The organism is Palleronia abyssalis, from assembly GCF_900302445.1.
GTDB lineage: Bacteria > Pseudomonadota > Alphaproteobacteria > Rhodobacterales > Rhodobacteraceae > Palleronia > Palleronia abyssalis.
In genome coordinates, this window is the sequence record NZ_ONZF01000003.1 from 407,590 (window position 1) to 426,414 (window position 18,825).

Sequence of the window (18,825 nt, forward strand, 5' to 3'; positions counted from 1 at the left end):
TGGGAGGAAGACACATGGATTTCGCATTGAGCGAGGAGCAATCGGCCATCTATGACATGGCCCGGTCGTTCGGCACGGACCACATTGCGCCCCATGCGCGCGACTGGGAGAAGGACGGGACCATCCCCAAAGAGTTGTGGTCAAAGGCGGCCGAGCTGGGCTTCGGCGGCCTTTACGTCAGCGAGGACGCGGGGGGCACGGGCCTGACGCGGCTGGACGCCACGCTGATCTTCGAGGCGCTGTCGATGTCCTGCGCCAGCACGGCGGCGTTCCTGTCAATCCACAACATGTGCGCGGCGATGGTGGACCGCTATGGCTCGGACGAGGTGAAGGACCGCTTCCTGGCCCCCGCCTGCGCGATGGAGACGTTCTTTTCCTATTGCCTGACCGAGCCGGGATCGGGATCGGACGCGGCGGGCCTGAAGACGAAGGCCGAGCGGACGAACGAAGGCTACAAGTTGAACGGGGTGAAGGCGTTCATCTCGGGCGGAGGGTATTCGGACGCCTACATCGTCATGGCCCGCACCGGCGGTGCCGGGCCCAAGGGCATCTCGGCCGTGATCGTCGAGGACGGGACGCCGGGGCTGTCTTTCGGCGGGCTCGAGGACAAGATGGGCTGGCGCTCGCAACCGACGCGGCAGGTGCAGTTGGACGATTGCAATATTCCGGCGGTCAATCTGTTGGGCGAGGAGGGCAAGGGTTTCAATTATGCGATGTCGGGCCTCGATGGCGGGCGGCTGAACATCGCCGCCTGTTCGCTGGGCGCGGCGCAGGCCGCGCTGGACCAGACGGTCGACTACATGCGCGAGCGCAAGGCCTTCGGGCAAGCACTGTCGGATTTCCAGGCGCTGCAGTTCCGCCTGGCCGAGATGGAGATCGAGCTTCAGGCCGCCCGCGCCTTCCTGCGCCAGGCCGCGTGGATGCTGGACGAAGGGCACCCGGAGGCGACGAAGCATTGCGCCATGGCCAAGAAATTCGTGACCGAAGCCGGTAGCCGAGTCGCGGACCAGTGCCTGCAACTGCATGGCGGCTACGGATATCTGGGCGATTACGGGATCGAGAAGATCGTGCGCGACCTGCGTGTGCACCAGATCCTGGAAGGCACGAACGAGATCATGCGCATGATCGTCGCACGAAAGATGCTCGCCCAATGAGCGATCTGAACATCCGCATCGAAGGCTGCGCAGGCCGGATCACGCTGACCCGGCCCAAGGCCCTGAACGCCCTGACCCACGAGATGGGGCTGGAGATCGAGCGTGCGCTGGACGCGTGGGAGGGGGACGCGGCCGTCGCGCTGGTCCTGATCGACGCCGAGGGTGAGAAGGCCTTCTGCGCCGGGGGCGACATCGCCGCGATCCACCGCAACGGTAGCTCGGGCAATTACGAGGCCACGCGCGCCTTCTGGCGGGACGAATACCGCATGAACGCGCGGATCCGCACCTATCCCAAGCCGGTCGTCGCGCTGATGCAGGGCTTTGCCATGGGCGGCGGCGTGGGCTTGGGCTGCCATGCCGCGCACCGCGTGGTGGGCGAAAGCACCCGGATCGCGATGCCCGAATGCGGGATCGGGCTGATTCCGGACGCGGGCGGCTCGTTCCTGCTGTCCCGCGCCCCGGGACGGCTTGGCGAATACCTGGGCACCACGGGCGACCGCATGGGCCCGGCCTGCGCGATCCACGCGGGCTTCGCCAACCGTTTCGTGCCCGAGGAGTTGTGGTCCGATCTGACCGCGCGCCTGTGCGAGACTGGCGATCCCGGGATCATCGCCGACATGGCGCAGGATCCGGGCGATAGCCCCCTGGCAGCGCGGCAGGACCAGATCGACGCGGACTTCGCTGTCCCCCGCATGGCGGACGTACAGGCCGACCCGGACACGATGAAGGCACTGTCGCGCCTCTCGCCCCTGTCCAGCGAGCTTTCGCTGCGGCTGATCCGCGAGGTGCGGTCCCTGACCCAGATCGAGGACGCGCTGGAGCTGGAATACCGCTGCACACACCGCCTGATCGAGCACGGGGACCTCGTCGAAGGTATCCGCGCGCAGGTCATCGACAAGGATCGCACCCCGCATTGGCAGCATGCCAGCTTCGCGGACGTGCCCGAGGCGTTGATCGACGCCTATCTTGCCCCCATCGGAACAGGAGAACTTCCATGAAGATCGCGTTCATCGGCCTTGGAAACATGGGCCTGCCCATGGCGAAGAATCTGGCCGAAGCCGGGCACGAGGTCACCGGCTTCGACACCGCATCCGTTGACGCACCCTTCCCCACCGCCCGCAGCGCCACCGATGCCGTGAACGGGGCCGAAATGGTCATCACCATGCTGCCGAACGGGAATATCCTGCGCAGCGTCGCGACCGAGATCATCCCGGCCATGGCTGACGGGGCGGTGTTTCTGGACTGTTCGACCGTGGATGTGGAAAGCGCGCGCGCCGTCGCCGAACAGGCGAATGCCGCAGGTCTGGGTGCGCTGGATGCGCCCGTCTCGGGCGGGATCGGCGGCGCGCAAGGCGGCACGCTGACTTTCATGGTCGGCGGCGACCAAGCCGCGTTCGAGAAAGCCAAGCCGCTGTTCGACACAATGGGCAAGAAAGCAGTTCATTGCGGGCAATCCGGAAACGGCCAAGCCGCCAAGATCTGCAACAACATGATTCTGGGCGCGACCATGATCGTCACCTGCGAGGCCTTCGCGCTGGCCGACAAGCTGGGGCTGGACCGGCAGGCGATGTTCGACGTGGTCAGCACGTCCTCGGGATATTCGTGGAGCATGAACGCCTATTGCCCCGCGCCCGGCATTGGGCCGCAAAGCCCGGCCGACAACGACTACACCCCCGGTTTCGCGGCCGAGCTGATGCTGAAGGACCTGAGCCTTGCGATGGCCGCGGCCGAAAACGCGGATGCGGACACGCCGATCGGTCGTGCCGCGCGCGACCTTTACCGCGCCTTCGTCGAGGACGAGGGCGGCACGGGGCGCGACTTCTCGGCCATGCTGCCGCGCTTCGCCGCGCGGGGGCATACTCAGTCGTAACTTTCGTCGCGGACGACCAGCACCGGGCAATGGGCATGCCGCACGATGCTGTCGGCGGCATTCCCCAGAACGATGCGCGAGATCGCGTCCGCGGACCGGTTGCCCACGACGATAAGGCCGGCCTTCAATTCCTGGGCCAGGCGCATGACCTCGTTGTCGGTGGTGCCCGCGCGGACATGGCGGTTGGATGCGGGGATGTCGGCTCCTTCAGACAGAAGTTCTTTCAGATGGCCTTCGGCGGCCTCGACATACTTGTCGATCTGGTTGTCGGACATGAACTGCGGATAGGTATAGCGCGTCATGTGCACCACGTGGACGACGTGCAATTCGGACCCGGTGGCGCTGGCGATCTGCATTGCCATCTCCAGCGCCTTTTGCGCGGGCGCGGACTTGTCGAGATTGACGAGGATACGGTTGGGAAAGGTCTTGGCGGGCATCTTCGGTTCCTCCGGGACTGGGACGCACTGAACTGAGAACACGCGAAGCGGAACGGGGTTTCCGCGGGATTCGCGCCGCGCTAGACGCCGGGGCATGGACCGGATTTCTCAAAGCCCCGTCGATCCCGCCTTCGTCGCGGACCCCTACCCCTTCTATGCGCGGCTGCGCGCCGTCGGGAATATCGCGGTCTGGGACGACTATGACATGCCGGTCGCCGCAAGCCACCGCGCCGTCACAGCCCTGCTGCGAGACCGCCGCCTGGGGCGCGAGACCCCGGAGGAGAGGCGCGAACCGGTCCCCGATCATGTCGCCCCGTTCTACGCGGTCGAGGATCATTCGATGCTGGAACTGGACGGCCCGCGCCACGCGCGGCTGCGCCGGCAGGTGCTGACGGCCTTTACCTCGAAACGGGTGGCGGGGCTGGCCCCCGCGATCGAGGCTTTGTGCCATGATCTGCTGGATGCCACGAACGGCCCCTTCGACCTGATCGATGCCTATGCCGCGCCCCTGCCGGTGCGGACCATCGCCCGGTTGATCGGCCTGCCCGAGGACATGGCGCCGCAGCTTCTGGACTGGTCGCACGCTATGGTGGGCATGTATCAGGCCGGGCGCACCCGCGCGATGGAGGACGCCGCCGCCGACGCCGCCGGGGCCTTCCGCGCCCATCTGGCCGAGACCATGGCCGCGCGGCGGGCTGAGCCACGGGACGATCTGCTGTCGGCAATGGTCACCGCCGACAACCTGTCGGATCCTGAGCGTATTGCCACTGCCATCCTGCTTCTGAACGCCGGCCACGAGGCGACGGTGCATGCGCTGGGCAACGCGGTGATCCACCTGTGCGCCACCGGTACGCGGCCCACCGAAGGGCTGGTGGACGAGCTTTTGCGCCTCGACCCGCCGTTGCACCTGTTCACCCGTTGGGTGCTGGAAGATGCCGAGCTGTTCGGCCACCAATTCCGCCGCGGCGACCGGATCGGGCTGCTTTTGGGCGCAGCCAATCGGGACCCGGAGGCCTATCCGGATCCGGACCGCCTGATCCCCGACCGCGCGGGGCCGTCCCATACCGCGTTCGGCGGAGGGGCCCATTTCTGCCTTGGCGCGCCGCTCGCACGGCTGGAGCTCGAGATCTCGCTGCGGGTGCTTTTCCAGCGGATGCCGGGCCTGCACTTGGTCGAACCGGCGGAAATCGCGCCGATCTATCACTTCCGGGGGCCTGCGCGGTTGCGCGTCGCGCCCTAGCGGCCGTGGCTGCGGTCGTAGGGGTTGGACGGCGGCACTTGCCAGCCTTCCAGAACCCCGGGCGCGGGGGCAAGGACCTGAAGGTCGATCGGAAAGCATGGCGCGTCGTCGGATGAATGGCCCGAACCGCAATCGCCGCCCGGGCAGGTCGACAGCACCGCCAGCAGGTCGAACTGTGCCTGAAGGTCCAGGCGGTCGCCGGGGCGCACGGGGCTGGCTTTCATGATATATCGACCGGTTTCGTCGAAACCGGTGGCCATGAAGACGTTCAGGACGTCATGCACATGCCCCTCGGCCTCGGGCAGCGGCAGGTCGGTGGCATCGGCCAGCGCGCGGGTCAGGTTGGAATGGCAGCAGCGGTGATAGTCGTCCCCGCCCAGAAGCCGCCCGGTATAGGGATCGCAGCGCGTGCCGATCACATCATGCACGCGGCAGCCATGGGGATCCGTCCCGTACCACGACAGCGAATCATAGATGATCGTCGCCATGGGCCGCAGATACGGCAGGCAGGACCAGAGCCGGTCTCCGGCGGTGACATGCGTGCCATGCAGCGCGCGGGTCTTGCCCGAGAAGAACCGCTCGGACAGGTCGTCGGCCGCGAAGAGGTTCAGATCGCCGACCTGCGCCCCCTCGATCGACAGGATGCGCAGGACGTGGCCCGCGGGCACGTGGATCGCGCGGGCGTCGCGGGGTGGCACGCGGATCGTGTCGACCGGGGTCAGCGGACCGGGATCGGGGATCTTCCGGTCCAGCGCGTCCGGATCATAGACGGCGACCGGGGCCACGGCACGGCGTGCCGCGGCATCCGGCGGTGCTTCAGGCATCGCAGACCTGCTGCCCGGCGTCGTTGCGGAGGGGAATGCCGGAAGGGATCTCGGCCTGCTCCAGCGCGATTCCGTAGCAACCGTTCGCATCCTTGATCAGGAACTCCGGCGAAATTCCGCGCGGCAGGGCCGCCAGCGCCGCAGGCGAGACGTTGCGGACCGTTCCATCTTCTTCGACGGAAATCGGGGCGGTCACACACCCGGACAGAAGAAGGATGATGGCGCAAACGCCGGAAAGTGCTTTCATGTCGCTGGAAATCCCCTGAACTCAAGACCGGACGGACGCTAACAGCGACCCTTCGGGCGTCAAGCGCAGGCATGGGTGCCGTCGCCCGAGCGTTACCCGAAAGCGACGCCACCCGATCGAGAGCCTGCTTTCCACCGCGTCCGCTCTATCCTATAGACGGGCAAAGCAAGATCGGAACGGCCCGTAGCCCGGGTCAGCGGAACGACGACGAGGACGGCATGAGCGACACCCCGCACGACCAAGACGTGGCCTTCATCCAGGCTTTGGCGGAACTGCTGCGCGAGAACGACCTGACGGAACTTCGCGTCAAGCGGGAATACGGCGAGGATGACAGCCTGGATGTGCGCGTGTCGCGCATGGGCCCGCCGCCGGTTCAGCACACGGCCCAGGCGGCCGCCCCTGCCCCGCAGCCTGCGTCCTCGGACGCGCCACGTCCTGCGGCAGCCCCCGCCGATCCGGCGAACGATCCCGGCGCCGTGACCTCGCCCATGGTCGGCACGGTCTATCTGTCGCCCGAGCCTAACGCGGCCGCCTTCGTGAAGGTCGGCGACACGGTCGAGGAAGGCCAGACGCTGCTGATCGTCGAGGCGATGAAGACCATGAACCACATTCCCGCACCCCGGTCGGGCAAGATCACGGACATCCTTGTCGAGGACGGCGCACCGGTGGAATACGGCGCCCCCCTCGTGATCCTCGGCTGAGGCAACCGCATGTTCGACAAGATCCTCATCGCCAACCGCGGCGAGATCGCGCTTCGGGTCATCCGCGCGGCCCGCGAGATGGATATCGGCACCGTCGCCGTGCATTCGACCGCCGATGCCGACGCGATGCATGTGCGCATGGCCGATGAAAGCGTGTGCATTGGTCCGCCCTCGGCCGCGCAGAGCTACCTGAACTTCCCCGCCATCATCTCGGCCTGCGAAGTGACGGGGGCGCAGGCGATCCATCCCGGCTATGGCTTCCTGTCCGAGAACGCCAATTTCGTGCAGATCGTCGAAGACCATGAACTGACCTTCATCGGACCCCGCGCCGAGCATATCCGCATCATGGGCGACAAGATCACCGCCAAGGAAACGATGCGCGAGCTTGGGGTGCCCTGCGTGCCGGGCTCGGAAGGCGGTGTGCCCGATCTGGAGGCCGCGCAGAGGATCGGGGAGGAAATCGGCTATCCCGTGATCGTCAAGGCCACCGCCGGCGGCGGCGGGCGCGGCATGAAGCTGGCGAAAACCGCAGCCGAGATGGAGCGTGCGTTCCAGACCGCCCGGTCCGAGGCCAAGGCCGCCTTCGGCAATGACGAAGTCTACCTCGAGAAATACCTCGGCGCCCCGCGCCATATCGAAGTGCAGGTCTTCGGCGACGGCAAGGGCAACGCCGTCCACTTGGGCGAGCGGGACTGTTCGCTGCAACGCCGCCACCAGAAGGTGTTCGAAGAAGCCCCCGGCCCGTCGATCACACAAGAACAGCGGGCCGAGATCGGCAAGACCTGTGCCGACGCGGTCGCCCGGATCGGGTATGCGGGCGCGGGCACAATCGAATTCCTGTTCGAGGACGGCGAGTTCTATTTCATCGAGATGAACACCCGCCTTCAGGTCGAGCATCCCGTGACCGAGGTGATCTTCGGCGTCGATCTGGTCCGCGAGCAGATCCGCGTAGCCGCCGGTCTGCCGCTGTCCTTCGCGCAAGAGGATCTGCGGATCAACGGGCATGCCATCGAGGTGCGGATCAACGCGGAAAAACTGCCCAGTTTCTCGCCCTCGCCGGGTAAGATTACCCAGTATCACGCGCCGGGCGGTCTGGGCGTCCGGATGGATTCGGCGCTGTATGATGGGTATCGCATCCCGCCCTACTACGATTCGCTAATCGGCAAGCTGATCGTGCATGGCCGGGACCGGCCCGAAGCGTTGGCCCGACTGAACCGTGCGCTTGGCGAGCTTATTGTTGACGGCGTGGATACAACAGTACCACTTTTCCACGCATTGTTGCAGCAGGAAGCCGTCCAGACTGGTAATTACACGATCCACTGGTTGGAAGAGTGGCTGGCCCAGAATCTGGCGTGAGGGCGCCCGAGGTCACGCCCGACCTCGTGCTGGCCGCTTACGCGCGGGGCATCTTCCCGATGGCCGAGGGGCGCGATTCAGCCCAGATCTTTTGGGTCGATCCGCGTTTTCGGGGCATCCTGCCGCTGCAAGGTTTCCACGTCTCTCGGTCGTTACGGCGCAGAATGCGCGCACAACCTTTCGCCATCACCTTCGACAGCGATTTCCCCGGCGTTCTGGCCGGATGCGCGGATCGCGACGAGACCTGGATCAATCCCGAGATCGCGGCACTTTACCTGGCGCTGTTCGAGGCTGGCCATGCCCATTCCATCGAGTTGTGGGATGGGGACATTCTGGCCGGTGGGGTTTATGGCGTCACGATAGGCGGCGCGTTCTTCGGCGAGTCGATGTTCTCGCGTCGGACGGATGCCTCGAAGATCGCGTTGGCCTACCTGGTGGACCGGTTGCGGCATTCGGGCTTTACGCTGTTCGACACGCAGTTCATCACGCCCCATTTGGAAAGCTTGGGGGCCGTCGAAATCCCGCGGTCCGAGTATCACTTGCGGCTGGCGCAGGCGATGCGCACCCAGGCCATCTTCGACGCGGAAAGCCCTGTCGATCCGGCGGATCAGGTCGTGCAGCGCATCACCCAGACGTCATAGCGCGGGTGCTCCATCGGGTTCAGGGCGGGGGATGCGGCGACCATCCAGCCCGTAAACGCGGGGGCGTCATCACCCCTCTCGCGGATGGTCAGGTAGGCATAGGCATTGCCCACGGGGTTCGCCTCGGGATAGCGACATTCGCTCAGCGTGACCTCGATCCGGCCCAATGTTTGCGTCTGGCCCACCCCGATCTCTAGATCGCGCACGTCGCCCGTCAGCTTGTCGAGGCCGCGCAGCACGGCCGCGCTGCCTTGCGCCACGCGTTCGCGCGTTTCCTCGGGCTCATCCTGGTTCAGCGGGATCAGGATACCGTTTTCCCAATCCTGCTTCATGATATCGCCGTCATCTTCGCCGCTGAACATCTCTTCTGCGCCGGGAATCTGCTGAATCTCCTGCGCCGCGACCGGCAGGGCAAAGGCCGAAAGCAAAAGGACCGCGCGGATCATTCGGGGGTCCAGGCCTCGTAATCCGAGCGATCAGCCGTGTTTTCACGCCGGATCGAGCCGGCGGGCGCATAGGCCGCGGGCGTCCCGGTCAGGTTCGGCAAATGGGGCTTTTCCCACGCTTGCTTCTTGATCGGACGTTCGGTGGGCGGCTCGTCCCAGGTATGGTGCAGCCAGCCATGCCATTCAGGCCCGACGCGGCTGGCCTCGGCTTCGCCGTTGAACAGGACCCAGCGGCGCTTGCCGTCCTTGGTCTGCCAGAACGTGTTCCCGGCCTCGTCCTCGCCGACCTTCTGGCCGTTGCGCCACGACCAGAGCAGCGTGTTCAGCGTCGCACCGTTCCACCAGGTGACGGCCTGCAGAACGCGGTTGAGAAGTCCCATGGATCACTCCGTTCCCGATCGCGCCCGATATGACGCAACCGGGCGCGAAGGTCCAGACAAAGCGCCGTCAGGCCGCGCGGGTGTCGGTCAGTATATCGAGGTCAGCGGCGGTCAGCGGTTGGTCCAGGCCATAGAGCCTGACGACCTGCCCCGTATCCAGTGTGATCTGATACCCCAGTACCGCGGGCTGGCCCAGGGTCGGGTCGCCGCTCAGAACCTCCTGGCGCGCAAGATAGTCGTCGATGCCGGTGGCCGCGCCCGCGTCGGGCACGGTGATCTGCAGGACGTCTTCGCCCGGGGAGAAATCGTTGACCGTGATGATCGTGTCGGTCGATCCGGTGGGCCGGTCGAAGACCTCGAACCGGTCCGCCCCGGCCCCGCCGATGCCGTAATCCGCGCCGGTCAGAACAAGGTGATCGTTGCCCGCGTCGCCGAAGAGGAAGTCTTCCTCGTCGTCGAACAGATCGCCGGCGTCCGGGCGCCCCTGCTCGCCCGGCAAACCGAAATCGCCGCCCGAAAGGGTGTCGTTCCCGTCGCCGCCCAGAAGCGTGTCCGAGCCGTCGCCGCCGGTGATACGGTCGTTGCCCGCCTGACCGGACACCCCGTCCCATCCACGGCCTGCGTCGATGACATCATTCCCGGCCCCGCCGACGGCAATATCGTCGCCATCCCCCGCATCGATCAGGTCGTCGCCATCTTCACCACCAAGGCTGTCATTGCCATCGAAACCGATCAGTGTGTCGTTCCCGGTGAACCCGATGATCACGTCGTCCCCCAATCCGCCATCGAGGGAATCGTCGCCCCGCCCGCCATCAAGAAGGTCCCCGTCGGGTCCGCCGATCAGGGTGTCCTGATCCGGGCCGCCATACATCAGGTCGATCCCCGCCCCACCGAACATCAGATCCGATCCGGGTCCGCCGAACAGGATATCTTCACCATCTTGGCCGCTGAGCAGATCGTCCCCGCCGCGCCCTTGCAGGATATCTGCCCCGCCCAGGCCGTAGATCGAATCGGCGCCCGCCCCCCCTTCAAGGGAATCGCTGCCAGAGGACGGCACCTTCGAGATGTCGGAGGGCACCAGTATATCCTCGCCGCCGACCGTCAGCGTGTCGAAATCGGTCAGGTCCGGGCCGTTGCCGCTGTCATTGCCCGAAGCGTCGTCAGTGTCGCGAGACGAGGTGTCGTCGTCACCGTCATCATTCCCGAACGCGGCAAACCCGCCCAAGAGAAGCATTCCGCCAAGCAGAAACAGGCCAATCATCTGATGAAATCCCGCAAATTCTAATCTAAACTGACTAGTCCAGAAAATTCAGCGGAGGACAAGCTCACCGTTTGGAAACAATGGTTTCCGACCTCAGACGATCCGGCCGTCTTTCAGCCTGACCGTGCGATCCATGCGCGCGGCGAGGTCCAGGTTGTGCGTCGCGATCAGCGCGGCAAGCCCTGTCTCGCGCACCAGATTCATCAGGGCGGCGAAGACCGTGTCCGACGTTTCGGGATCGAGATTGCCCGTAGGTTCGTCGGCCAGCAGGACGCGAGGGCGGTTTGCCAGCGCCCGGCAGAAGGCGACGCGCTGCTGTTCCCCGCCAGACAGGGCCGACGGGCGGTGATCGGACCGGTGGCCGACGCCTACGATCTCCAGCAGGCTGGTGGCGTGTTTCTCGGCCTCGGCCCGGGCGACACCGTTGGCAAGCTGCGGCAGGACGATGTTCTCGGCCGCCGTGAACTCGGGGAGAAGATGGTGGAATTGGTAGACGAAGCCCACGCGGTTGCGACGCGCGGCGGTGCGGCGGCGGTCGCCGAGGGCAGTCATTTCCTCCCCTCCCAGCCGCACGTGGCCGCTGTCGGCGGTGTCCAGAAGCCCCGCGATGTGCAGAAGCGTCGACTTGCCCGCGCCAGAAGGGGCGACCATCGACACGATCTCGCCCGGCTGCACGGCAAGGGACACGCCGCGCAGGACCTGCACCTCCTTCGGGGTGCCGTGGTTATAGCCCTTGTGCAGGTCCGACAGGTCGAGGGCAGGATCACTCATAGCGCAAGGCCTCGACCGGGTTCATCCGCGCCGCGCGGCGGGCGGGAAAGATGGTGACGATGAACGACAGGCCCAGCGACAGCACCACGGCCGACAGGACGTCCCCCCATTCCAGCTTGGCCGGTAGGGCATAGATACCCCGGATCGACGGATCCCACGCCCCGCCCCCCGACAGGTAGTTCACAGCCGAGAAGATCGGATCGACGTAGAGTGCGAACAGGCACCCCAGGATCACGCCCAGCACCGTACCGATGATCCCCGTGAGCGAGCCGCAGATGAAGAAGATGCGCAGGATCGCGCCTTCCGTCAGGCCCACGGTGCGCAAAATGCCGATGTCGCGCCCCTTGTTCTTGACCAGCATGATAAGGCCCGAGACGATGTTCATCGCCGCGATCAGCACCAGGATCGACAGGATCACGAACATCACGTTGTCCTCGATATCCAGCGCGCGCAGGAAACTGCCGCTGGCGTCCTTCCACGTCCACAGGATCGCGTCCGGCCCGGCCGCCTGAAGGATCGGAAGCTCGTATTGCTCGATCTCGTCGGGGTTCTCGACCATCACCTCGAGCTCGGTCGCGGCACCTTCTGCGTTGAAATAGGTCTGCGCCTCGGCGAATGGCATGTAGACACGCGTGCGGTCGATGTCATAGCGCCCGGCTGTGAAGACATAGACGATCTCGTAATTCGAGACGCGGGGCGTCGTGCCGAAGGCGGTGCGCGCCCCATCGGGAGAGATCAGGCGGATCACGTCGCCCTCGACCACGTTCAGCTCGCGCGCCACGCCCGATCCGATGGCAATGCCCGCGACGTCCTCGGCCCCGAAGCGCGACAGGTCGCCCGAACTGTCCAGGGGCTCGGCCACCCGGGGGACCGATTGCAGATCCTCGGGGCGGATGCCGTGAACCTCGACCCCTGAGGTTTCGCCCCGGAAGCTGGCCATGACCTGCCCCTTGACCAAAGGGGCCACCCGGGTCACGCCCGGAACGGCGCGCACCGCGTCGGCCATCTGGGCGTACTCCTCGATCTGGCGCGACGTCGCCCCGGTTTCCGAGACATAGGCGGTCGAATAGACCGTGACATGGGCGTTGGCGCCCAGGATCGTGTCGATGAACTCGGCCCGGAAGCCCGACCGGACGGCCAGCGTCGCGATCAACGCGAAGACCGCCAGCGTGATCCCGACGAGGCTGATCCAGGTCATCACGCTGACGCCGCCCTCGGCCCGCTTGGCGCGCAGGTAGCGCCAGGCAATCATCCATTCATAGCGGGCGAAAGGCGCGGGACTGGCCATGGATCGGTCCTTCGAAGGGTCGCGCCACGGGTTGGCGGAAGGCGCGGGCGGGGTCAAGTCACGGCTGTGTTCCGCCCGCGCACCCCTTATCCCATCCGTTCGGTCGTGCGCGCCACCCAGTCGCGGATCGCAGGCACGTCGGGCGTCGCCTCGGGGAACCAGTGGAAGGGCGAGGCGCACAGCATGTCCGCGGCCGAGAACCTCTCGCCCAGCAGCCACGGGCCGGGCTCCAGCCCTTCGCACAACCGGTCGATCATGGTCTGACGGTCGCGGAAGGTCGCGTGGAGGATAGGGTGGCTGAGCTCGGCCCAGTCGAAGATGATGATCGGCTCCATCACCGCATGGTAATAGGTCAGCCACGACAGGTAGGCGCCCCGCCCCGCTTCGCCCGGCAGAGGGGCGAGGTCCGCTTCGGGGTAAAGATCGGTCAGGTAGGTGATGATCGCGCCGCGTTCGCGCACCGACTCGGCCCCGTCAGTCAGGAAAGGCACCTTCTTTTCAGGGTGGGGATTGGCGGGATCGGGCGCTCCGGTGCCGTCCTGGCGGGAGACCGTGACCTCGCGGATCTCGATCTGGTCCGACAGCATCCGGGCCAGGGCAGCGACGGTTTCAGACCGCGATTGGGGGGAATGATAGAGGATGGGCATGGTGATCTCCTTTTGCGCTTTGCCTGCCGACGTCCTACGCTGCCCGTGCTGACAGAACCCGGCAGGAGGACGATGGCCCGGCAGGACCGACTGATGCGTCTGATGGATGCGCTGCGCCGGATCCCGGCGCCGGTCACTGCGGCGCGACTGGCGGCCGAGACCGAGGTATCGCCCCGCCAGCTTTACCGAGACATCGCCACCTTGCGCGCGGGCGGTGCGCTGATCGACGGGGCTGCGGGCGTGGGATATACTCTGACCGAGGATCCGGTCCTGCCCCCGCAAAGCTTCACCCGGCTGGAGATCGAGGCGCTGATGCTGGGGATCTCCAGCCTCGACCATCTGGGCGATCCCGCGCTGGCGCGGGCGGGGCGCGATGCCATGGCGCGGATCGTCGCCACCCTGCCCGACCGGCAGGCGCGGCAGGCCATGCACACCGTCCTGCGATCGTGGCGGCCGTCCGAACAGCGCCCCGCTCCTTCGGTCGATGTGGACGCACTGTATCGGGCCTGCTGGGACGAGGTCGGGGTCCGCATCCGGTATCGCGACCAATCCGAGCGCGTCACCGAGCGCGAAATCTGGCCGCTGGGCCTGTCCTTCGCCCCCGATACCCTGACCCTCGCGGCGTTCTGCTTGAAGCGACAGGATTACCGCGTGTTTCACGTGCCACGGATCGAAGCGATGCAGGAAGGCACGACCAGCTTCCGCCCCCGCCGCGTGGCGCTTCTGCGCGGGTTCGTCGTAAGCCGGGGCACGCCGCCCGCGACAGCCGGTCGCGACCCGGCAGATGGACGGACCGGAGCGGAAGGCTAGTTGGCAGCCGGTTCGCCGGGACCCTTCGGGCCCCCTAGACAACCTTCGGAGCCGGAGCGCCCCATGACCCACCCCCATGCCCTCACCCTTGCCGCCGAAGCCACGCGCGGTCTTCTGTCCCGCCGCGAGTTCCTGACCCGCGCCACGTCGCTGGGGCTGTCGGCTTCGGCCGCCTACGGCCTTCTTGGCCTCCTCCCCAGTCCCGCCCGCGCGCAGGAGCGCGAGCAGGGCGGCACCCTGCGCATCCAGCAGGACGTGCGCGCCCTGAAGGACCCTCGCACCTATGACTGGCCGCAGATGTCGAACGTCACGCGCGGCTGGCTGGAATACCTCGTCAAGTACGAGCGCGACGGCAGCTTGACCCCCATGTTGCTGGAAGGGTGGGAGATCAGCGACGACGCCACCACCTATACCCTGCGCGTCCGCCCCGGCGTCACGTGGTCCGACGGCACGCCCTTCACGGCCGAGGACGTGGCCTTCAATTTGACCCGGTGGGCCGACAGCACGGTCGAGGGCAATTCGATGGCCGCCCGCTTCAACGCGCTGATGGACGAAGAGACGGGCCAAGCACGCGAGGGCGCGATCGAGGTCGTCGACGACACCACCGTCGCCCTGTCGCTGTCCTTCCCCGACGTGACATTGATCGCGACGTTCAGCGACTTCACCGCCGGGATCGTGCCGCAGGACTTCACAGGCGATCCGTTGATTGCGAAGGGCACCGGGGCGTACATGCCCGTTGAATACGAGGTCGGCGTGCGCGCCGCGATCGAAAAGCGCCCCGACCACGACTGGTGGGGGACAGAGGTCTATGGCCCCGCGACGCTGGACCGGATCGAGTTCATCGACTACGGCACCGACCCGGCCAGTTGGTTCGCCGCCGCCGACGCCGGCGAGGTCGACATGGTCTACGAGACCGTTGGCGAGTTCATCGACCTGTTCGAGACGCTGGACTGGACCGGCTCGGAAAGTGTGACCTCGGGCACCGTGGTCCTGCGCCCGAACCAGACCACCGCTCCCTATGACGATGTCCGCGTACGCCGCGCGCTGCAACTGGCGGTCGACAACGCGACCCTGCTGGAACTGGGATATGCCGGACGCGGCCAAGTCGCCGCGAACCATCACGTTGCGCCGATCCATCCCGACTATGCCGATATCGGCCCGGCCACCTACGACCCCGAACAGGCGATGGCGCTTCTGGAAGAGGCAGGCCAGGCGGATTTCGAGTTCGAGCTGATCTCGATCGACGACGACTGGCGGCGCAATACCTGCGATGCCATGGCCGCGCAGTTGCGCGATGCGGGCATGAATGTGCGCCGCACTGTCGTGCCGGGGGCAACGTTCTGGAACAACTGGACGCAATACCCGTTCTCGGCCACCGACTGGGGGCACCGCCCGCTGGGCATCCAGCTTCTGTCGCTGGCTTACAAATCGGGCGTGCCCTGGAACGAGGCCGGATTCTCGAACGAGGAGTTCGACAGCCTGCTGGAAGAGGCGCAGGGGATCGGCGACGCCGAGGCGCGGGCCGAGGTCATGGCCCGGCTGGAGACGATCCTGCGCGAGGAAGGCGTGATCACCCAACCCTACTGGCGGTCGGTCTTCCGCCATTTCGACGCGCGCGTCGTCGGGGCCGAACAACACCCCGCGTTCGAAATCCACCCCTACGAGCTGGGCTTCGTCGCCGCCTGACGCGATGTTCCGGGCCGGGAATGTTGCGCACGCGGCGATCTCGGCCCATCTTTCGGGGATGCTGTTTTTCGAACGTATCGCACAGGAAAAGATCGAGCGTGCCATGGAAGACGGCGCGTTCGACAACCTCCCCGGCGCTGGCAAGCCTCTGCCTTTCAAGCCCGGCGATCCCGTAGTCCCGAAATCTTTGCGAGAGTCCGGCTATACGCCCCCCGTCGTCGTTCTGAACCGCAAGCTTGAAGATCTGCGGGCGCAGTTGGCGTCCGAGCATGACCGCACCCGTCGGCGCGCGTTGCTGGCCGAGATCGCCGAGGCGGACATGCGGCGCCGGATCGAGATCGAGCGCGCGGTACAGGATGCCCGCCACGCACGGTAACCCGTCAGATGGTCGCATAGGCGGTGAACACTTTGTTAACCATTCTACCCTAGCGATAAGGCGTCGAGATACGAAACCGTCCCGAGGAAGACACCGCAGATGGCCAACACCCATGGGTTCGAAATTGACGGCGAGGCGCTGGAACCCGACACCGAGTCCGCGTTTGACAAGTATGCTTTCTGTTACCAGCAAGAGAAACTCACGTCAGGACAGGCCATGACGCTTCGGCTATTCGCATTGATCGTGGTCAGCCTTATCTGCTTGGCGGGTGCGGGGCTGCACGGACTTTACTAACGTAAGACGGTTCGCAGGCGTGCGTCGGGTACGAAGTTTTCCCGATTTTCCAATGCTTTGCGCGCAGCTTAACTGCGGTCTGCCAGCGGTTTAAGCGTGCCGATCCCTTCCCACATTCTGGATACACTCGGGATCAGTGGAATCAAATCGGCCTGAAGGCTATGATAGATGTCGGGCTTGCCCGCGAACTGTGCGTGGGCGTGGCGCCCTTCTGCGTCGACCTCGGGAAACCAGCCGCCCCGCGCTGCGTCGATGAAATGATCCGCGGCGAAGACCCAGAGGCGACGATACCAGTCAGCGTCCCCGGGCCGGGGGTCGACCTTCAACAGCGTCGCCATCGCGCCGATTGCCTCGGTCACGGGCCACCAATAGCGGTCGGCGACCGCGACGTGTCCATCATGCCCGAGCGTATAGGCAAAGCCGCCTTCGGGCAGCCACGCATCCGACAGCGCCCGTTCGATCAGCCTGCGCGCCATGGCGGGCGCGTCGTTTGCGGGCCGGCCGCACAGATCCCAGTGCTGGATCGACAATCGCGCCAGTTCGAAGGAATGCCCGGGGGTCGTTCCTGCCGGCCGGAACATCGGATCGCCGGAATACGCGGGATCGACGCTCCAGTCCTCGTTATAGTGTTCGGGCAGGCGCCACCCGTGGGCCGGGGCCATACGGCCAACGAAGAAGGTCAGGATACGCCCCGCCCGATCGCGCCAGACGGTGTCGCCTGTCGCCTCGAACGCGGTCAGCATCGCTTCGACCCCGTGCATGTTGGCGTTCATCCCGCGATAGGTCGAAAACGGGGTCCAGTCGCGGGCAAACTCGTCGCGAAGATGACCGGCCGCATCGTCCCAGAACCGCGTCTCGATCACCTCTGCCACGTCATCGAACAGCGGCTCCGCGGCGCTATGGCCCGCGATCCGGGCGGTCGACGCGGCCAGAAGCACGAAGACCTGACCATAAGCGAGCTTGATGCCGTCGACGATCTGTCGGTCCTGCACCGCCCACACATAGCCGCCGTGGTCGGGGTCGCGATGGTCGCGGGTCAGGGCGGCAAGGGCCGCTTCGACGACATCGGCCGTGCCGCCCTGCCCGCAGAGTTGCCCAAGGGCATAGGAGTGAACCAGCCGGGCAACGGCATGCAGTTCCTGCGGCGCATCGGGCCTAGGGGCGCCGGTCTCGTCCAGCGCGGCGATCCGCCCGTCGGGGCGAAGACTGGCGCGAAAGAAGTCGAAATGGGCACGGGCATCGTCGGCAAGGAAGGCTCGGTGCACCGGGTCGTCCAGCCAGAGGCCTTCGAATTTCATATCACCGATCTTCATTCAGCTTTCCCCATGTCGAAGGCGATCAAGCAGTCGAGCATCCGCTCCTCCTCTTCCGTCAGATCGGTCAGCGGGGGGCGCACCGACCCGGCCTCGAACCCGCGCAGCCGCACGCCGGCCTTGATGGCCGACACCGCATAGCCTTTCTGCCGGTCCCGGATCGCCATAAAAGGATAATAGAAATCGGTCAGAAGCTGGTCGCAAACCGTCCTGTCCCCGGCGCGGAGCGCGTTGTAGAACCGCTGCGCCAGTTCGGGTACGAAATTGAAGCTGGCCGACGAATAGGTCGTGAAGCCCGCTCCGAGGTAGGCTTGGGCGAACAACTCGGCCGTCGGCATCCCACCGATATAGGTCAGCCGGTCGCCCAGTTCGCAAGTCACCCGGCGCACAAGGCCGATATCGCCCGATCCGTCCTTGAAGCCCACGAGGTTCGGGCAGACCCCGGCCAGGCGTGCGATGGTCTCGGGGCGATAGATGGCGTTGTCGCGATTATAGAGGATGACCCCGATCCCGACTGCGTCACAGATGGCCTTGGCATGGGCGAACAGCCCCTCCTGCGGGGCGTCGATCAGATAGTGCGGCAGGACCAGAACGCCGTCGCCGCCGGCGGCTTCGATCCGTTTTGCCGTCTCGACCGCCGTCGCGGTGCCCCAGGCGGTGCCCCCCACGATGGGGGTCCGGCCCGCTGCGTCCTTGGCGGCGGCGACGACCTGCGGCACCTCGTCCGGGGTTAGCGAGAAGAGCTCTCCCGTGCCGCCGGCGGCGAACAGGACGCTGGCCTCGTAACCGCCAAGCCACGCGATAAGGCGGCGATAGGGTTCGGCAGCGAACCGCAGGTCGTCGTCGAACGGCGTCACCGGGAACGAGAGAAGCCCGGCGCCGAGCGCCGACTTGAGATGTTGCGGGTCCATGGGGCGGCTCCATAAGGTTCGATCTGTTTACCGGTCCGGCCGGCCGCGATCAAATGCCGGGGATAGGGCGTGGTCCCCAGCCGCACCATGGTCATATCCCGCACGCCGCGACCTGCATCCCCTTGGTGGATCTGCCGGCTTGGGGATGTCCCCCACGGCGATCCCTGAATGG

22 protein-coding genes are annotated in these 18,825 nt (G+C 66.1%); 11 read left to right on the forward strand and 11 right to left on the reverse strand.

What is annotated here, in order from left to right:
• The first annotated feature begins 14 nt into the window (after positions 1 to 14).
• From PAA8504_RS09295 to mmsB, 3 genes are read left to right on the forward strand one after another with little or no spacing between them, the layout of a single operon-like run.
• Positions 15 to 1,154 carry an acyl-CoA dehydrogenase family protein gene (locus tag PAA8504_RS09295; RefSeq protein WP_108893895.1) on the forward strand — a complete coding sequence of 380 codons (1,140 nt, stop codon included), beginning with the start codon at positions 15 to 17 and terminating at the stop codon, positions 1,152 to 1,154.
• A complete protein-coding gene (locus PAA8504_RS09300; RefSeq protein WP_108893896.1) occupies positions 1,151 to 2,152 on the forward strand; it encodes an enoyl-CoA hydratase/isomerase family protein in 1,002 nt (333 codons plus the stop codon). Before PAA8504_RS09295 ends, PAA8504_RS09300 begins: the two co-directional genes overlap by 4 nt.
• The gene (gene mmsB, locus PAA8504_RS09305; RefSeq protein ID WP_108893897.1) at positions 2,149 to 3,024 is read left to right on the forward strand and encodes a 3-hydroxyisobutyrate dehydrogenase; all 876 of its coding nucleotides are present in this window, start codon (positions 2,149 to 2,151) and stop codon (positions 3,022 to 3,024) included. The genes PAA8504_RS09300 and mmsB overlap by 4 nt, the downstream gene beginning before the upstream one ends.
• On the opposite strand, the gene PAA8504_RS09310 is transcribed toward mmsB, so the two are convergent.
• Complete coding sequence (locus PAA8504_RS09310; RefSeq protein WP_181375746.1) at positions 3,015 to 3,461, reverse strand: universal stress protein; 447 nt, start codon at positions 3,459 to 3,461, stop codon at positions 3,015 to 3,017. The genes mmsB and PAA8504_RS09310 overlap by 10 nt on opposite strands.
• Positions 3,462 to 3,555: 94 nt before the next feature.
• Here PAA8504_RS09310 and PAA8504_RS09315 point away from each other — a divergent pair, with 94 nt between their 5' ends.
• Entirely contained in the window at positions 3,556 to 4,701 is a 1,146-nt protein-coding gene (locus PAA8504_RS09315) for a cytochrome P450 (protein WP_108893899.1), read from the forward strand.
• Here PAA8504_RS09315 and PAA8504_RS09320 read toward each other — a convergent pair.
• Together PAA8504_RS09320 and PAA8504_RS09325 are read right to left on the reverse strand one after the other, a co-directional pair.
• A complete protein-coding gene (locus PAA8504_RS09320) occupies positions 4,698 to 5,525 on the reverse strand; it encodes an urea carboxylase-associated family protein (RefSeq protein ID WP_108893900.1) in 828 nt (275 codons plus the stop codon). The genes PAA8504_RS09315 and PAA8504_RS09320 overlap by 4 nt on opposite strands.
• On the reverse strand, positions 5,518 to 5,772 hold the full coding sequence (locus tag PAA8504_RS09325) for a putative periplasmic lipoprotein (RefSeq protein ID WP_108893901.1): 255 nt from the start codon (positions 5,770 to 5,772) through the stop codon (positions 5,518 to 5,520). The genes PAA8504_RS09320 and PAA8504_RS09325 overlap by 8 nt, the downstream gene beginning before the upstream one ends.
• Positions 5,773 to 5,990: 218 nt before the next feature.
• Between PAA8504_RS09325 and accB the strand changes: the two genes are divergently transcribed.
• Genes accB through aat form a run of 3 tightly spaced genes read left to right on the forward strand, consistent with a single transcriptional unit; the run spans position 5,991 to position 8,470 of the window.
• Positions 5,991 to 6,473, forward strand: coding sequence for an acetyl-CoA carboxylase biotin carboxyl carrier protein (gene accB / locus PAA8504_RS09330; protein WP_108893902.1), 483 nt, complete (start codon positions 5,991 to 5,993; stop codon positions 6,471 to 6,473).
• A gap of 9 nt (positions 6,474 to 6,482) precedes the next feature.
• Complete coding sequence (gene accC / locus PAA8504_RS09335; protein WP_108893903.1) at positions 6,483 to 7,829, forward strand: acetyl-CoA carboxylase biotin carboxylase subunit; 1,347 nt, start codon at positions 6,483 to 6,485, stop codon at positions 7,827 to 7,829.
• Positions 7,826 to 8,470 carry a leucyl/phenylalanyl-tRNA--protein transferase gene (gene aat, locus PAA8504_RS09340; RefSeq protein ID WP_108893904.1) on the forward strand — a complete coding sequence of 215 codons (645 nt, stop codon included), beginning with the start codon at positions 7,826 to 7,828 and terminating at the stop codon, positions 8,468 to 8,470. The genes accC and aat overlap by 4 nt, the downstream gene beginning before the upstream one ends.
• Here aat and PAA8504_RS09345 read toward each other — a convergent pair.
• The 6 genes from PAA8504_RS09345 to PAA8504_RS09370 form a co-directional block, all read right to left on the reverse strand.
• Entirely contained in the window at positions 8,437 to 8,916 is a 480-nt protein-coding gene (locus tag PAA8504_RS09345; RefSeq protein WP_245897576.1) for a DUF2155 domain-containing protein, read from the reverse strand. The genes aat and PAA8504_RS09345 overlap by 34 nt on opposite strands.
• Positions 8,913 to 9,296 carry an NADH:ubiquinone oxidoreductase subunit NDUFA12 gene (locus PAA8504_RS09350; protein WP_108893905.1) on the reverse strand — a complete coding sequence of 128 codons (384 nt, stop codon included), beginning with the start codon at positions 9,294 to 9,296 and terminating at the stop codon, positions 8,913 to 8,915. The genes PAA8504_RS09345 and PAA8504_RS09350 overlap by 4 nt, the downstream gene beginning before the upstream one ends.
• Positions 9,297 to 9,363: 67 nt before the next feature.
• Entirely contained in the window at positions 9,364 to 10,557 is a 1,194-nt protein-coding gene (locus PAA8504_RS09355; RefSeq protein ID WP_108893906.1) for a calcium-binding protein, read from the reverse strand.
• 93 nt (positions 10,558 to 10,650) lie between these two features.
• Positions 10,651 to 11,328: an ABC transporter ATP-binding protein gene (locus PAA8504_RS09360; protein WP_108893907.1), complete on the reverse strand. Its 678-nt coding sequence runs from the start codon at positions 11,326 to 11,328 to the stop codon at positions 10,651 to 10,653.
• Positions 11,321 to 12,616, reverse strand: a complete 1,296-nt coding sequence (locus tag PAA8504_RS09365; RefSeq protein ID WP_108893908.1) for a lipoprotein-releasing ABC transporter permease subunit — start codon at positions 12,614 to 12,616, stop codon at positions 11,321 to 11,323. Before PAA8504_RS09365 ends, PAA8504_RS09360 begins: the two co-directional genes overlap by 8 nt.
• An 86-nt stretch (positions 12,617 to 12,702) precedes the next feature.
• Entirely contained in the window at positions 12,703 to 13,263 is a 561-nt protein-coding gene (locus PAA8504_RS09370; protein ID WP_108893909.1) for a glutathione S-transferase family protein, read from the reverse strand.
• Positions 13,264 to 13,335: 72 nt separating this feature from the next.
• Between PAA8504_RS09370 and PAA8504_RS09375 the strand changes: the two genes are divergently transcribed.
• From PAA8504_RS09375 to PAA8504_RS09390, 4 genes are all read left to right on the forward strand, one after another.
• On the forward strand, positions 13,336 to 14,073 hold the full coding sequence (locus PAA8504_RS09375) for a helix-turn-helix transcriptional regulator (RefSeq protein ID WP_108893910.1): 738 nt from the start codon (positions 13,336 to 13,338) through the stop codon (positions 14,071 to 14,073).
• A 63-nt stretch (positions 14,074 to 14,136) separates the two neighbouring features.
• Positions 14,137 to 15,759 (forward strand): ABC transporter substrate-binding protein, encoded by a 1,623-nt coding sequence (locus PAA8504_RS09380; protein ID WP_108893911.1) that lies wholly within the window; start codon positions 14,137 to 14,139, stop codon positions 15,757 to 15,759.
• 4 nt (positions 15,760 to 15,763) lie between these two features.
• Positions 15,764 to 16,135: a DnaJ family domain-containing protein gene (locus PAA8504_RS09385; RefSeq protein ID WP_245897577.1), complete on the forward strand. Its 372-nt coding sequence runs from the start codon at positions 15,764 to 15,766 to the stop codon at positions 16,133 to 16,135.
• A 99-nt stretch (positions 16,136 to 16,234) separates the two neighbouring features.
• The gene (locus tag PAA8504_RS09390; protein ID WP_108893912.1) at positions 16,235 to 16,429 is read left to right on the forward strand and encodes a hypothetical protein; all 195 of its coding nucleotides are present in this window, start codon (positions 16,235 to 16,237) and stop codon (positions 16,427 to 16,429) included.
• A 68-nt stretch (positions 16,430 to 16,497) separates the two neighbouring features.
• Here the strand turns inward: PAA8504_RS09390 and PAA8504_RS09395 are convergent, their stop codons facing one another.
• Positions 16,498 to 17,742, reverse strand: a complete 1,245-nt coding sequence (locus PAA8504_RS09395) for an AGE family epimerase/isomerase (protein WP_108893913.1) — start codon at positions 17,740 to 17,742, stop codon at positions 16,498 to 16,500.
• The gene (gene kdgD / locus PAA8504_RS09400; protein WP_108893914.1) at positions 17,739 to 18,653 is read right to left on the reverse strand and encodes a 5-dehydro-4-deoxyglucarate dehydratase; all 915 of its coding nucleotides are present in this window, start codon (positions 18,651 to 18,653) and stop codon (positions 17,739 to 17,741) included. Before kdgD ends, PAA8504_RS09395 begins: the two co-directional genes overlap by 4 nt.
• Positions 18,654 to 18,825 lie beyond the last annotated feature (172 nt).

Coding starts and splice junctions, on each gene's coding strand:
- PAA8504_RS09395 (WP_108893913.1), bottom strand. CDS start 17,742: ATGAAGATCGGTGATATGAAATTCGAAGGCCTCTGGCTGGACGACCCG.
- PAA8504_RS09375 (WP_108893910.1), top strand. CDS start 13,336: ATGGCCCGGCAGGACCGACTGATGCGTCTGATGGATGCGCTGCGCCGG.
- PAA8504_RS09295 (WP_108893895.1), top strand. CDS start 15: ATGGATTTCGCATTGAGCGAGGAGCAATCGGCCATCTATGACATGGCC.
- PAA8504_RS09365 (WP_108893908.1), bottom strand. CDS start 12,616: ATGGCCAGTCCCGCGCCTTTCGCCCGCTATGAATGGATGATTGCCTGG.
- PAA8504_RS09360 (WP_108893907.1), bottom strand. CDS start 11,328: ATGAGTGATCCTGCCCTCGACCTGTCGGACCTGCACAAGGGCTATAAC.
- PAA8504_RS09300 (WP_108893896.1), top strand. CDS start 1,151: ATGAGCGATCTGAACATCCGCATCGAAGGCTGCGCAGGCCGGATCACG.
- PAA8504_RS09310 (WP_181375746.1), bottom strand. CDS start 3,461: ATGCCCGCCAAGACCTTTCCCAACCGTATCCTCGTCAATCTCGACAAG.
- PAA8504_RS09385 (WP_245897577.1), top strand. CDS start 15,764: ATGTTCCGGGCCGGGAATGTTGCGCACGCGGCGATCTCGGCCCATCTT.
- mmsB (WP_108893897.1), top strand. CDS start 2,149: ATGAAGATCGCGTTCATCGGCCTTGGAAACATGGGCCTGCCCATGGCG.
- PAA8504_RS09315 (WP_108893899.1), top strand. CDS start 3,556: ATGGACCGGATTTCTCAAAGCCCCGTCGATCCCGCCTTCGTCGCGGAC.
- PAA8504_RS09345 (WP_245897576.1), bottom strand. CDS start 8,916: ATGATCCGCGCGGTCCTTTTGCTTTCGGCCTTTGCCCTGCCGGTCGCG.
- PAA8504_RS09390 (WP_108893912.1), top strand. CDS start 16,235: ATGGCCAACACCCATGGGTTCGAAATTGACGGCGAGGCGCTGGAACCC.
- PAA8504_RS09350 (WP_108893905.1), bottom strand. CDS start 9,296: ATGGGACTTCTCAACCGCGTTCTGCAGGCCGTCACCTGGTGGAACGGT.
- PAA8504_RS09320 (WP_108893900.1), bottom strand. CDS start 5,525: ATGCCTGAAGCACCGCCGGATGCCGCGGCACGCCGTGCCGTGGCCCCG.
- accC (WP_108893903.1), top strand. CDS start 6,483: ATGTTCGACAAGATCCTCATCGCCAACCGCGGCGAGATCGCGCTTCGG.
- accB (WP_108893902.1), top strand. CDS start 5,991: ATGAGCGACACCCCGCACGACCAAGACGTGGCCTTCATCCAGGCTTTG.
- PAA8504_RS09355 (WP_108893906.1), bottom strand. CDS start 10,557: ATGATTGGCCTGTTTCTGCTTGGCGGAATGCTTCTCTTGGGCGGGTTT.
- PAA8504_RS09370 (WP_108893909.1), bottom strand. CDS start 13,263: ATGCCCATCCTCTATCATTCCCCCCAATCGCGGTCTGAAACCGTCGCT.
- PAA8504_RS09380 (WP_108893911.1), top strand. CDS start 14,137: ATGACCCACCCCCATGCCCTCACCCTTGCCGCCGAAGCCACGCGCGGT.
- PAA8504_RS09325 (WP_108893901.1), bottom strand. CDS start 5,772: ATGAAAGCACTTTCCGGCGTTTGCGCCATCATCCTTCTTCTGTCCGGG.
- kdgD (WP_108893914.1), bottom strand. CDS start 18,653: ATGGACCCGCAACATCTCAAGTCGGCGCTCGGCGCCGGGCTTCTCTCG.